General features: G+C 68.0%; 10 protein-coding genes. 9 read left to right on the forward strand and 1 reads right to left on the reverse strand.

Annotated elements, in window-relative coordinates; all coding sequences use genetic code 11:
- The first annotated feature begins 32 nt into the window (after nucleotides 1-32).
- Together rpoC and ACJJV7_RS00125 are read left to right on the forward strand one after the other, a co-directional pair.
- Nucleotides 33-3,908, forward strand: a complete 3,876-nt coding sequence (gene rpoC / locus ACJJV7_RS00120; RefSeq protein WP_405371607.1) for a DNA-directed RNA polymerase subunit beta' — start codon at nucleotides 33-35, stop codon at nucleotides 3,906-3,908.
- Between the two features lie 106 nt (nucleotides 3,909-4,014).
- Nucleotides 4,015-4,665 (forward strand): hypothetical protein, encoded by a 651-nt coding sequence (locus ACJJV7_RS00125; RefSeq protein WP_405371609.1) that lies wholly within the window; start codon nucleotides 4,015-4,017, stop codon nucleotides 4,663-4,665.
- 2 nt (nucleotides 4,666-4,667) lie between these two features.
- On the opposite strand, the gene ACJJV7_RS00130 is transcribed toward ACJJV7_RS00125, so the two are convergent.
- Nucleotides 4,668-5,264 (reverse strand): hypothetical protein, encoded by a 597-nt coding sequence (locus ACJJV7_RS00130; RefSeq protein ID WP_405371611.1) that lies wholly within the window; start codon nucleotides 5,262-5,264, stop codon nucleotides 4,668-4,670.
- A gap of 178 nt (nucleotides 5,265-5,442) precedes the next feature.
- On the opposite strand from ACJJV7_RS00130, the gene ACJJV7_RS00135 reads away from it, so the two are divergent.
- The 7 genes from ACJJV7_RS00135 to fusA all read left to right on the forward strand — a co-directional run bounded on the left by ACJJV7_RS00135 (nucleotide 5,443) and on the right by fusA (nucleotide 12,955).
- Nucleotides 5,443-6,627, forward strand: a complete 1,185-nt coding sequence (locus ACJJV7_RS00135; RefSeq protein ID WP_405371613.1) for an ABC transporter — start codon at nucleotides 5,443-5,445, stop codon at nucleotides 6,625-6,627.
- A 3-nt stretch (nucleotides 6,628-6,630) separates the two neighbouring features.
- Nucleotides 6,631-7,101 (forward strand): hypothetical protein, encoded by a 471-nt coding sequence (locus tag ACJJV7_RS00140; protein ID WP_405371615.1) that lies wholly within the window; start codon nucleotides 6,631-6,633, stop codon nucleotides 7,099-7,101.
- 68 nt (nucleotides 7,102-7,169) lie between these two features.
- Entirely contained in the window at nucleotides 7,170-7,829 is a 660-nt protein-coding gene (locus ACJJV7_RS00145) for a spermidine/putrescine ABC transporter substrate-binding protein (protein WP_405371617.1), read from the forward strand.
- 31 nt (nucleotides 7,830-7,860) lie between these two features.
- Nucleotides 7,861-9,627 (forward strand): DUF5684 domain-containing protein, encoded by a 1,767-nt coding sequence (locus ACJJV7_RS00150; protein ID WP_405371621.1) that lies wholly within the window; start codon nucleotides 7,861-7,863, stop codon nucleotides 9,625-9,627.
- A 290-nt stretch (nucleotides 9,628-9,917) separates the two neighbouring features.
- Nucleotides 9,918-10,286 carry a 30S ribosomal protein S12 gene (gene rpsL / locus ACJJV7_RS00155; protein WP_378841566.1) on the forward strand — a complete coding sequence of 123 codons (369 nt, stop codon included), beginning with the start codon at nucleotides 9,918-9,920 and terminating at the stop codon, nucleotides 10,284-10,286.
- Nucleotides 10,287-10,291: 5 nt separating this feature from the next.
- Complete coding sequence (gene rpsG / locus ACJJV7_RS00160; RefSeq protein WP_184215316.1) at nucleotides 10,292-10,762, forward strand: 30S ribosomal protein S7; 471 nt, start codon at nucleotides 10,292-10,294, stop codon at nucleotides 10,760-10,762.
- A 78-nt stretch (nucleotides 10,763-10,840) separates the two neighbouring features.
- Complete coding sequence (gene fusA / locus ACJJV7_RS00165) at nucleotides 10,841-12,955, forward strand: elongation factor G (protein ID WP_405371624.1); 2,115 nt, start codon at nucleotides 10,841-10,843, stop codon at nucleotides 12,953-12,955.
- Nucleotides 12,956-13,075: the final 120 nt, after the last annotated feature.

Raw genomic sequence — 13,075 nt, forward strand, 5'->3', positions numbered from 1 at the left:
GTTACGAACAGAATTCCGACACAGGAGAATCAGTGCTCGAGTCACACACCTTCGATCAGCTTCGCATCGGTCTCGCCACCGCCGACGACATCCGTCGTTGGTCCTTCGGCGAGGTCAAGAAGCCCGAAACCATCAACTACCGCACCCTGAAGCCCGAGAAGGACGGCCTCTTCGGTGAGCAGATCTTCGGTCCCTCGCGGGACTGGGAATGCTCGTGCGGCAAGTACAAGCGCGTCCGCTTCAAGGGCATCGTCTGCGAGCGCTGCGGCGTCGAGGTCACCAAGAGCTCGGTCCGCCGTGAGCGCATGGGCCACATCGAGCTCGCCGCCCCGGTCACCCACATCTGGTACTTCAAGGGCGTCCCCTCGCGCCTCGGCTACCTGCTCGACATGGCGCCGAAGGACCTCGAAAAGGTCATCTACTTCGCCGCCTACATGGTGATCTCGGTCGACGAGGATGCGCGTCACCGCGACCTTCCGACGCACGAGGCAAACCTGCGCCTCGAGATCAAGAACATCGCCGATCGTCGTGACGCTCGCGTCGCCGACCGCCTCCAGAAGCTGGAGGACGAGCTCGCGGCCCTCGAGGCCGACGGTGCGAAGGCCGACCAGAAGAAGAAGGCCAAGGACGCCGCCGAGAAGGAGATGGCGACGATCCGCAAGCGCGGCGACGAGCAGGTCGCCAAGCTCGAGCGCATGTGGGACGAGTTCCGCGGCCTCGAGGTCGGGCAGCTCAAGCAGGAAGACGACATCTTCCAGGAGCTCCAGGACCGCTTCGGCCAGTACTTCGAGGCCTACATGGGTGCGGAGTCGATCAAGCGTCGTCTGCTGGCGTTCGACCTGGCCGCTGAGGCCGAGTCGCTCCACCTGCAGATCTCCGAGGGCAAGGGTCAGCGCAAGATCCGCGCGATCAAGCGCCTGAAGGTCGTCAACTCGTTCCTGTCCACCGGCATGAGCCCGGCATCGATGGTCCTGGACGTCGTCCCGGTCATCCCGCCGGAGCTTCGCCCGATGGTCCAGCTCGACGGTGGCCGTTTCGCCACCAGCGACCTGAACGACCTCTACCGTCGCGTGATCAACCGCAACAACCGTCTTCGTCGTCTGATCGACCTCGGTGCCCCCGAGATCATCGTCAACAACGAGAAGCGGATGCTCCAGGAGGCCGTCGACGCCCTGTTCGACAACGGCCGCCGCGGTCGTCCCGTCACCGGTACCGGCAACCGTGCCCTCAAGTCCCTCAGCGACATGCTGAAGGGTAAGCAGGGTCGTTTCCGCCAGAACCTGCTCGGCAAGCGCGTCGACTACTCGGGCCGTTCGGTCATCATCGTCGGCCCGCAGCTGAAGCTGCACCAGTGTGGTCTGCCCAAGCAGATGGCACTCGAGCTGTTCAAGCCGTTCGTGATCAAGCGCCTGATCGACCTGGGCCACTCGCAGAACATCAAGGCCGCCAAGCGTGCGGTCGAGCGCACACGTCCCGAGGTCTGGGACGTGCTCGAGGAGATCATCCGCGAGCGTCCCGTGCTGCTCAACCGTGCACCCACGCTGCACCGTCTGGGCATCCAGGCGTTCGAGCCGCAGCTCGTCGAGGGCAAGGCCATCCAGCTCCACCCGCTCGTCTGCGCCGCCTTCAACGCGGACTTCGACGGTGACCAGATGGCTGTCCACCTTCCGCTGTCGGTCGAGGCTCAGGCCGAGGCTCGCGTGCTCATGCTCGCGTCGAACAACATCCTGAAGCCGTCCGACGGCCGCCCGGTGACCCTGCCCTCGCAGGACATGATCATCGGTCTGCACCACCTGACGACGCTCAAGGTCGGCGCATCCGGTGAGGGGCGCGTGTTCGGCTCCGTCGGTGAGGCGATCCTGGCGAAGGACGAGGGCACCCTCGACCTGCAGGCCAAGGTCCGCATCCGCATTCCCGGCCTCACGTTCCTCGAGGGCGAAGCCCCCGAGAACTACGAGCGCCACGGTCTCGTCGACGCCTCGCTCGGCCAGGCGATCTTCAACGACACCCTCCCGAAGGGCTACCCGTTCGTTCGCGAGCAGGCAGACAAGGGCAAGCTGTCGCAGATCGTCAACAAGCTGGCCGAGGAGTACCCCAAGACCGAGGTCGCGGCATCCCTCGACCGGATCAAGGACGCCGGCTTCTACTGGGCCACGCGTTCCGGTGTGACCGTCGCGCTGAGCGACGTCCTCACGCCGCCGAACAAGCGCGAGATCATCTCGAAGTACGAGAAGCTCGCCGCCAAGGTCCAGGGCCAGTTCGAGAAGGGTCTCGTGACCGACGCCGAGCGTCGCCAGGAGCAGATCAAGATCTGGACCGAAGCGACCGACGAGGTGCAGGCCGCCATGAAGGCCAACTTCCCCGAGGACAACACCATCTACCGGATGGTGTCGTCGGGTGCTCGTGGTAACTGGCTGCAGATCCGTAACATCGCGGGTATCCGAGGCCTGGTGAACAACACCAAGGGTGAGATCATGCCGCGTCCGATCATCTCCTCGTACCGCGAGGGGCTCTCGGTCGCCGAGTACTTCACCGCTACGCACGGTGCTCGTAAGGGTCTCGCCGACACCGCGCTCCGCACGGCCGACTCGGGTTACCTGACCCGTCGTCTGGTCGACGTCTCGCAGGATGTCATCATCCGCGAAGAGGACTGCGGCACCGCGAAGGGCCTCGAGTTCACGATCGCCGCTCCCGGCACCGACGGCTCGCTCGTCCGTGACGCGAACGTCGAGAACTCGGTGTTCGCCCGTACCCTCGCCGCCGATGTGGTCGACGCTCAGGGCACTGTCCTGGCCGAGGCCGGCGACGACGTGGGCGACGTCCTCATCGACAAGCTGGTCGCCGGTGGCGTCGAGAGCATCAAGGTTCGCTCGGTCCTCACGTGCGACTCGGCCGTCGGTGTCTGCGCGAAGTGCTACGGCCGTTCGCTGGCCAGCGGCAAGCTCGTCGACATCGGAGAGGCCGTCGGCATCATCGCGGCCCAGTCGATCGGTGAGCCCGGAACGCAGCTCACCATGCGTACCTTCCACACCGGTGGGTCCGCATCGGCAGATGACATCACGCAGGGTCTTCCCCGCGTGCAGGAGCTGTTCGAGGCGCGTACCCCCAAGGGTGCGTCGCCGATCGCAGAGTCCGACGGTGTCATCAAGATCGACGAGACCGACAAGGCCAAGAAGGTCATCCTGACGCCCGACAACGGCGACGAGCCGCACGTCTACCCCGTCCTCAAGCGCGCCACCCTCCTCGTCGAGGACGGCCAGCGCGTCGTGGTCGGTCAGCCGCTGCAGGTCGGAACGCTCGACCCCAAGGAGGTCATGCGTGTGCAGGGCGCCCGCGAGGTGCAGAAGTACCTCGTCGGCGGCGTGCAGGGCGTGTACCGCTCGCAGGGTGTGCCGATCCACGACAAGCACATCGAGGTCATCGTTCGTCAGATGCTCCGCAAGGTGACTGTCGTCGACCACGGTGAGACGACGCTGCTTCCGGGTGAGCTGGTGGACTTCAAGCGCTACCAGCAGATGAACCGCGAAGCGGTCGCCGAGGGTAAGCGTCCCGCATCGGGCCGTCCCGAGCTGATGGGTATCACGAAGGCGTCGCTCGCGACCGAATCGTGGCTGTCGGCTGCGTCGTTCCAGGAGACCACCCGCGTTCTCACGCAGGCGGCCATGGAGGGCAAGAGCGACCCGCTCGTCGGCCTCAAGGAGAACGTCATCATCGGAAAGCTCATCCCCGCCGGCACCGGCCTTGCGAAGTACCGCAATGTCATCGTCGAGGCGACGGAAGAGGCGAAGAGCGAGCGGTACCCCAACCGCATCTTCGCGTCGGACGGTGCGTACAGCGACGCCGACCTGAGCTACGTCGATTTCGACAGCTTCTCGACCGACGACTTCACTCCGGGCACCTACAACTGACCTGACGTGACGTCGCGAAGGGCCCTGGGATTCGTTCCCAGGGCCCTTCGCCGTTCTCCCGGCGGTGCGTCGCCCGGCACGGTCCGTCTCGTCGTAGCGTGGGCGCATGAGCCGGATCGGGGGACGCAACGCGGGCTTCGCCTGGTTCGTGGGCGTCGTGAGCGCTGCCGTCGTCGTCACTCTGGCGATTGTGGCGGCGCCCCTGTTCCCCGCCGCGACGGGCTGGTTCGCGAACGCCTATCGCGAGGTGCAGCTCACGATCGACCCGGATTCTGTGCCTCCTCGCCCCGAACCCGCTCCGGCGGAGGCTGAAGACCCCGAGGTCGAGCAGGGCGGCCCGCCGACCGAATGCCGGGACCTCTACGATCAGACGCTGTGGACGTCGCTCTCGGCGTCGACCGGGTCGGAGATGGTCTCTTCGCAGGACGCACCGGCCTCCAGCGCGACGGCCCTCATCGATGCTCTCCAGCCCTCGGTCGCCATGACATGCGCGTGGACGGCCGACGAAGGCTCACTGTCGACGACGGTCGCGGCCGTGCCGACGGATGCCGGTGCGATCGCCGCGGCTGTCCTGCCCGAGGCGGGATTCTCCTGCGACGACAGCACGGGCCGAGTGCTGTGCACCCGCACCGACGGCGACCTCATCGAGACGATCGAGACGGGCGGCGGCGTCTGGGTGTCGACGTCGCAGCAGGCGTGGCATCCGTCGTCCTACGCGTCACGTGTCGCCGAGGACGTCTGGGCCGCGCAGGGCTGAGGTCAGCCGTTCGGCCAGAGGGCGGCGACGATCGCGGTCGTGTAGCCCTGGGGTGTCAGGTTCGAGTACTGCGTGTCGATCGCGACGCCGTCGCGGTAGTAGATCGTGCGCCCCTGGGGGAGCCCGAGGGCGCCGTCTTCCCACGTCTTCTCGCAGCGCACACCCTCGTCGGGGGAGTAGCAGAGAAAGTCCTCGCTCTCGGCGAGCGCGTTCATCGCGTCGATCGCCTCGTTCTTCGGGGCGTACCCGACGACGGTGACGAGGTGGGTCATGCTGGCGCCGGGGTCGGCCCAGACGCACACGCGGCTGCTGTCGGGGCGGATGCCGCCGCCGAGACCGGGCGCATTCAGGGCGATGCCGTCGAGCGAGGCGATGATGTCCTCGTTGAGGATGCTCTCGCAGTCGGCGGGGAGCGCCGTGGTCGACGTGGAGGGTGCGAACGGGAACTCCGCGATGGGCACCGGCGTGATGGTGGGCGAGGGCACCTGGGTGGACGTCGGAGTGGGGGCAGCGTCGGGCTCCGGTGCGCACCCGGTGACGGCGAGCGCAGCAGTCAGGAGGGCGACGCCCCAGACGAGCGGATGCCGGCGGGTGGTCATGTGACTCACGATACGCATCGGCGGGCGCGCGCCCGAGCAGCGACGAGGGTGTCGGGGCGCCGACACGGGCGTAAATCCGGGCTCGAGACACGACGGCACGCCTCCCGAGCCGGTTCGTGCCGCGGGGATACGCTCACTGGTGCGGCGGCGCACGCCTCCGCGTGAGGAGCACACGGCAATGAGCGACCCCCAGCACGGCGAGCGCGACCACGAGAACCGCGAACCCGCGTACGGCGAGCCGGTCGACGAGAGCGCGACACCCGAAGACAAGCCTGCCGTCGACGACGTCGTCGGCAGCGCGAACGACAGCCTGGCCGAGGCCGAGGCGGCATCCCGTGCCGACCGCGGCGACTCGTCGTTCTCGTTCGCCGATCGGGGTTCCGACCTCTCGATCGACTACGGCAAGTACAGCGACGACGGTGCGCCCGTCGCCGCGACGGCCGTGAGCAGTGAGCCGCTCTACCGCGCCCCCGCAGAGCCGGCCGACTCCGGCTCCGGCGACCGCGATGCTATCGACCGCGACGCTGCCGACCGCGACGCTGCCGGCAGCGACGCGGCGACACCGGCGACGACCGCCTACAGCTCCGCGGCTGCGACGAACGCCTACGGCTCCGCCGACGAGACGCCCACCACGGTCACCCCCAGCGAGCCCGCTGCGACCCGGCGATCCGACGACGCTGCGGCGACGACGCGCCTCGACACCCACAGCGACTCCTCCGACGAGACGCGCGCCGTCTCGGAGCAGCCCGTGCAGCGCTCCGGAGAGGGCGGCGCACCCACGGCCGTCTACTCGCAGCAGCCGATCTTCGTCCAGGCCCCCGAGGCTCCCCGTCAGCGCGGCAACCGCGGCGCCGCGGGCCTCATCGGCCTTCTCGCCGCCGTGGTGTTCGCCGTCCTGTACCTCGTGGCCGGCCTCGCGCTCACGGCCGCGAACGACGGCCTCGCATTCGCCGACGTCCCCACCACCGCCCTGCAGACGCTGACCACCTTCGGCTTCTGGGTTCCGGTCGCGGTGTTCTTCCTCGGCTTCTGGCTGCTCGGCGCCTTCATCAACCGGGGTCGTTGGGGCCTTTGGGTGGTCTTCGGCCTCCTGGTCGGTGTCGCCGCCTACGCCGGTCACATCCTCGGTCAGCTGTTCGAGGCACCGTTCTGGTCGATCGCCCCCTCGCAGGCGGGCACGATCGTCGGCGAACAGCTGCTCGCCCCCCTCGCGGTCATCGCGTTCGTCCTCGGTCGTGAGATCACGATCTGGTTCGGCGCGTGGGTCTCCGCCCGGGGACGCCGCGTCACCGAGATCAACGACGAAGCGCAGCGTGAGTACGAGCGGACGCTCGAGGCCGGTCCACAGCTGCACCAGTACTGACTGATGGATGAACCCGGCCGTGGTGTGTCGCCGCCCCTCGCGGCGTTCTTCGCCACGGCCGGTTTCGGCGCTCTGGGCGTGTTCGGATTCGGCTTCACCAGCCTCCTGGGCGAGCAGGACGTCATCGCGACACCGGGCCTGAGTCAAGGTCCCGGCATCGTCGCGATGCTGCTGTCCGTCGTCGTCTTCGCCCTGACGATCTGGACGGCGGTCCGCGGGGGGCGCTACGCGTCGGCGTTCTGGGTCGCCGTCGCGACTGCCGCCGCGTATCCCGCGGGCATCGCCGTCGGCGCCGTGTTCCAGGGCGTCGACCCCGCCAAGGCGGCGGGAGCTGCGGGCGGTTTCGCCCTCTCCTGGTTCATGGTCGTGCTCCTCGCCGCCGCCGGTGTCGCCGCGTGGTGCGGGGTCGCTCTCGTCCGAACCCGGTCGAGCCGCCCGCAGTGGCCGTGGGAGAAGGACGACGACGAGGACTGACGGCGCGGGGCGGCATCCGATTGTCGCGTCGTCCCCCGTTTTCCGCGGTTTTCCAGGATGATGGAGCCGTGGAGCGCTCGCTCGAGACGCAGGTCAGCCAGGCCGTCGATGCCTGGCTGCGATGGCTGCCGCGCTGGGAGCCCGCCACGCACCGTGGCCGCGTCGCTCCCTGCCGCCGGTGCCTCGGGTCACCGATCCTCTCGGCGGCGGGCCTCGGCTCCGATGTCCCGCACGGAGTTCAGCACGGTCTGTCCACACGGGTGAAGACGATCGTCGATCATTCGGTCGCCCGGTACACCGCCCTCAATCTCCCGATGCTGCAGAGCGAGCTCGACCAGCAGGCCGATCGCAACAGATCGCGCAGCTACCGCCCTGCCGAAGGGCTCGAGCCCGAGTTCGAAGGTCTGCCCCTCGATCCGGAGCCGGTCGCCGGTGCGCCGTTCCTGTTCACGATCGCCGGTCTCGCTGACGAAGCGGATGCCGGTGTGCCCGCCCTGCCGCCGCTCTCCGACGAGGCGAAGGCCGCGCTCCGTCAGGAGGTGCGCTTGGCCGACGAGTACGCAGGCATGGTCGGGCGCGAGGTCTGCACACTCCTGCTGCGCCACCGCCTCCGCATCCAGGCCGCGGTCGGACAGTACGTCGAGCCGCAGATCGCGGCGATGCTCGAGGAGCTCACACGGTCGCTCGATGCGCCCTTCGACGGCGGCGACGGGCTGGGCGGGCTCTGACCCTCCGGCATCCGCTCACTAGGGTTGAGCCATGAACACGGGTGTCGACAGCGCTGCAGGTGTCGCGCTGGTTGTCCTCAGCATCGTCCTGGGTGCCGGTGTGTACGTGTGGATCGCGCTCGCGCTGTCGGCGATGTTCCGGAAGATGGGCGACGAGCCCTGGCGTGGCTGGGTGCCGTTCCTCAACATCGCCACCGTCCTCCGCTGGGGCGGTTTCTCGCCCTGGTGGGTGCTCGCGGCGGTGGTTCCGATCGCGGGCCAGATCGCGGTTGCCGTCCTCGTGGTGATCTCCGCTCATCGCGTGAACCCGGGCTTCGGCTACGGCGCCGGCATGACCGCCGTGGCGGCGGTGCTGTTCCCGGTGTGGGCGACGATCCTCGGGTTCGGTCCCGCTCCGTGGCGGGGCGCCCGTCCGACGATCTCCGCGCGTCCGAGGGGGATCCCCGCACCGACGCCCGCGTCACCGCCCTATGCGCCGTTCACTTCGGCTCCCTCCAGCTACACGCCGTCCACCACGCCCGGCGGTCCGTCCCCCGAGGTGGAAAGTGCGGCCGTTCTCCCGCCCGCGCCGTCCGGCCAGGCCTGGCACCCGGTGGCGCCGGCGACCCCGCCACCGGCGTCCGTCGCCCCGCAGCCGTGGGCGCCGCCGTCGTCCGCAGCGGACGGTGATGTCTCGGCGCAGCCATCGGTGACGGATGCCGCGCCCTCATCCGGTCACACTCAGGAGCCTGCGCCGGCGGGCGCGGCAGAGACCGCGGGCCGCCCGGCCGATGAGCCCGCCGATGTCGAGCCCGAGGGTGAGGCGCCCGGCGGCACGTCGCCGATTCCGACCGTGCGCCGGGCAGAGGAGTGGCAGGGCGAGATCGACGAGGTGTCGGCCGTCGCTCCGGCTCCGTTTCCGCCGAGCTCCGCTGCACCGTCGCGGCCGTACGTCGGGCCGCCGGTCGGCGCGGGGGAGAGCGGCATCATCTCCTCGGTTCCCGGGCGCGAGGGCGAGCCACCCGTCGCATGGCTGCGCCCCCAGCATCGCGGCGTCGCACGCGACGAGCACGACGCGTTCCCCGAGCTGACCGGTGAGGTGTCGGCGGTGGTCGGTGCCCCCGACGCCGGCGCACCGGTGTCGGCCAGCCGCTCGGTCTCCGCGCAGCAGCGGGAGAACGACTCCTCCGCTCCGGAGGGACTCACGGGCCCGCACGCTCCGTCACCATCCGACGCGGATGCCGCTGACCCCGACTCGTCTGCGCAGCCCGCGCCTGCCGAAGCGCTCCGTCCGGCCACTCCGCCGCCTGTCGACGAGGTGCCGGCGGCGACCGTGACCCGCGCGCCGCAGGCCTCTCCGCCGATGGCCGCCGCACGACCCGCCGCGGCCGCGCAGGCTGCTCCGGCGCCGGTGGCCCGCGGCGATGTCGAAGACCTCGATGAAGAGCTCGACCGAACGGTGATGGTCCGCCGCCGTCGCAGCCTGTGGGAGCTCGTACCCCCGACGGGCGCCGCGGTCGCTCTCGAATCGGATGTCGTGATCGTCGGCCGCAACCCGGCTGCCGACCCGCGGCATCCGCGTGCCCAGCTCGTGACGATCGTCGATCCGACCCGGACGGTGTCGAAGACGCACGCACGGCTCGAGCGGCGCGGCGAGATCTGGCACATCGTCGACCTCGACTCGACGAACGGCGTGCTTCTGCCGAGCCTCCTCGGCACCGACATCGAGGTCGAACCCGGCACCGAGGTCGAGGTCGCCGAGCGATTCCTGTTGGGGGATGCCGCGCTCCGACTGCACCGCGTGGAGCTCAGCGGCTGATCGTAGGGCCGATATGGCCCGCGTTTGACCGACCTCCGTCATCCCGCGTATCATTGATCGGGTGTGCGCACTCGCGCGCCCTGAGACGTGCCTCGGCACCGACCGGGAAATGCGGGATGCGCTCTCACTGGGATAGGGCCTGCGAACAGGTCACCCCCACGGCATATCCACCACCTCACAGCCCGTCGCGATCGCGGCGTGCCGGTGGATCTGTGGTGAAACCACGAACGCTGTCACCGTGCAGCACCTGTGCAGAGCGAAAGCCGCGCACAGCATGACAAGGAGAGAACGTGCCAACCATTCAGCAGTTGGTTCGCAAGGGTCGCTCGCCGAAGGTCACCAAGACCAAGGCGCCCGCCCTGAAGGCGAACCCGCAGCAGGCGGGTGTCTGCACCCGCGTGTACACCACGACGCCCAAGAAGCCGAACTCGGCGATGCGCAAGGTCGCTCGTGTGAAGCTCCGCAACGGCGCCGAGGTCACCGCATACATCCCCGGTGAGGGCCACAACCTGCAGGAGCACTCGCTCGTGCTCGTCCGTGGTGGTCGTGTGAAGGACCTCCCCGGTGTGCGTTACAAGATCGTCCGCGGCGCCCTGGACACCCAGGCTGTCAAGAACCGTAAGCAGGCTCGCAGCCGCTACGGCGCCAAGAAGGGTTGAGTTAGATGCCTCGTAAGGGACCCGCACCCCGCCGCGTCGTCGTCAACGACCCGGTCTACGGTGCACCGATCGTCACCCAGCTCGTCAACAAGATCCTCGTCGACGGTAAGAAGTCGATCGCTGAAGCGATCGTCTACACCGCTCTTCGCGGCGTCGAGGCCAAGAACGGCCAGGACGCTGTCGCGACGCTGAAGAAGGCGCTCGACAACGTTCGCCCCACCCTCGAGGTCAAGAGCCGCCGCGTCGGTGGCTCGACCTACCAGGTGCCCGTCGAGGTCAAGCCGCACCGTGCGAACACCCTCGCACTGCGCTGGCTCGTCTCGTACGCCAAGGGTCGTCGTGAGAAGACCATGACCGAGCGTCTCCAGAACGAGATCCTCGACGCATCGAACGGCCTGGGAGCCGCGGTCAAGCGCCGCGAAGACACCCACAAGATGGCCGAGTCGAACCGCGCCTTCGCGCACTACCGCTGGTAAACAGCACCCGGTGACCGGCCGGCGTAACCCGCCGGCCGGTTCCCCCGCGACATCCGTCACTACACGTAAGGACACCCCGTGGCACAAGAAGTGCTCACCGACCTCAACAAGGTCCGCAACATCGGCATCATGGCGCACATCGATGCCGGCAAGACGACGACGACAGAGCGCATCCTGTTCTACACGGGTGTCAACCACAAGATCGGTGAGACGCACGACGGTGCCTCGACCACCGACTGGATGGAGCAGGAGAAGGAGCGCGGCATCACGATCACGTCTGCCGCCGTCACCTGTTACTGGAACAAGAACCAGATCAACATCATCGACACCCCCGGTCACGTGGACTTCACCGTCGAGGTGGAGCGCTCGCTCCGCGTCCTCGACGGCGCCGTCGCCGTCTTCGACGGCAAGGAGGGCGTCGAGCCCCAGTCCGAGACCGTCTGGCGTCAGGCCGACAAGTACAACGTCCCGCGCATCTGCTTCGTCAACAAGATGGACAAGCTCGGCGCCGACTTCTACTTCACCGTCGACACGATCGTGAAGCGCCTCGGCGCCAAGCCGCTCGTGATCCAGCTGCCCATCGGCGCGGAGAACGGCTTCCTCGGGGTCATCGACCTCGTCGAGATGCGTGCGCTGGTGTGGCCCGGTGACTCCAAGGGTGATGTCACCATGGGGGCGAAGTACGAGATCCAGGAGATCCCCGCCGACCTCGCCGAGAAGGCCGCTGACTACCGTCAGCGCCTGCTCGAGACGGTTGCCGAGACCGACGACGCTCTGCTCGAGAAGTTCTTCGGTGGCGAAGAGATCACGGTCCCCGAGATCAAGGCCGCGATCCGGAAGCTCACCGTGGCATCCGAGATCTACCCGGTCCTGTGCGGCTCCGCCTTCAAGAACCGCGGCGTGCAGCCGATGCTCGATGCCGTCATCGACTACCTGCCGAACCCCCTCGACGTCGGCGCCATCGAGGCGCACGACCCGAAGGACTACGACACGGTCATCGAGCGTCACCCCGACGCGAACGACCCGTTCTCGGCGCTCGCGTTCAAGGTCGCGGTGCACCCGTTCTTCGGTCGCCTCACCTACATCCGCGTCTACTCGGGTCGCCTCGACTCCGGCGCGCAGGTCATCAACTCGACCAAGGGCAAGAAAGAGCGCATCGGCAAGATCTTCCAGATGCACGCCAACAAGGAGATTCCGGTTCCCGCAGTCTCCGCCGGCAACATCTACGCCGTCATCGGTCTGAAGGACACCACCACCGGTGACACCCTGACCGACCCCACCGCGCCCGTCGTCCTCGAGTCGATGACCTTCCCCGAGCCCGTCATCGAGGTCGCCATCGAGCCGAAGACCAAGGCCGACCAGGAGAAGCTCGGCGTCGCGATCCAGAAGCTCGCCGAAGAAGACCCGACCTTCCGCACCGAACTGAACGTCGACACCGGTCAGACGGTCATCAAGGGCATGGGCGAGCTGCACCTCGACATCCTCGTCGACCGCATGAAGCGCGAGTTCAACGTCGAGGCGAACGTCGGCAAGCCCCAGGTCGCGTACCGCGAGACGATCAAGAAGACCGTCGAGCGTCACGACTACACGCACAAGAAGCAGACCGGTGGTTCGGGCCAGTTCGCGAAGATCCAGTTCGCGATCGAGCCGCTCGATCTCGCCTCGGACAACACGTACGAGTTCGAGAACAAGGTCACCGGTGGCCGCATCCCGCGTGAGTACATCGAGCCGACCAACCAGGGCTTCCAGGACGCCATGAACGTCGGTGTCCTCGCCGGCTACCCCATCGTGGGTGTCAAGGCGATCCTGCTCGATGGCGCATCGCACGACGTCGACTCCTCCGAGATGGCGTTCAAGATCGCCGGCTCGATGGGTTTCAAGGAGGCTCTCCGCAAGGCGAACCCCGTCATCCTCGAGCCGCTCATGGCCGTCGAGGTGCGCGTGCCCGAGGAGTACATGGGCGACGTCATCGGCGACCTGAACTCGCGTCGTGGACAGATCCAGTCGATGGAGGACGGTGCCGGCATCAAGATCGTCCGCGCCCTCGTCCCGCTGTCGGAGATGTTCGGCTACATCGGTGACCTGCGCTCGAAGACCTCGGGTCGCGCGGTCTACTCGATGGAGTTCGACAGCTACTCCGAGGTCCCCCGCGCGGTGGCCGACGAGATCGTCCAGAAGACCAAGGGCGAGTAACACCGCCCTGACGGATGCCGGGGGCTCGGCCCTCGGCATCCGCCCAAACTGAATATCGTCACGTCAACTACACTGACACCATCCCCGTAGAAGCCCGGTCGCAATCCAGCGCCCGGATGA

The sequence above is a fragment of the Microbacterium sp. Ld4 genome, from assembly GCF_045066555.1.
GTDB lineage: Bacteria > Actinomycetota > Actinomycetes > Actinomycetales > Microbacteriaceae > Microbacterium.

Coding starts and splice junctions, on each gene's coding strand:
- ACJJV7_RS00130 (WP_405371611.1), bottom strand. CDS start 5,264: ATGACCACCCGCCGGCATCCGCTCGTCTGGGGCGTCGCCCTCCTGACT.
- ACJJV7_RS00140 (WP_405371615.1), top strand. CDS start 6,631: ATGGATGAACCCGGCCGTGGTGTGTCGCCGCCCCTCGCGGCGTTCTTC.
- ACJJV7_RS00135 (WP_405371613.1), top strand. CDS start 5,443: ATGAGCGACCCCCAGCACGGCGAGCGCGACCACGAGAACCGCGAACCC.
- ACJJV7_RS00125 (WP_405371609.1), top strand. CDS start 4,015: ATGAGCCGGATCGGGGGACGCAACGCGGGCTTCGCCTGGTTCGTGGGC.
- rpsG (WP_184215316.1), top strand. CDS start 10,292: ATGCCTCGTAAGGGACCCGCACCCCGCCGCGTCGTCGTCAACGACCCG.
- ACJJV7_RS00150 (WP_405371621.1), top strand. CDS start 7,861: ATGAACACGGGTGTCGACAGCGCTGCAGGTGTCGCGCTGGTTGTCCTC.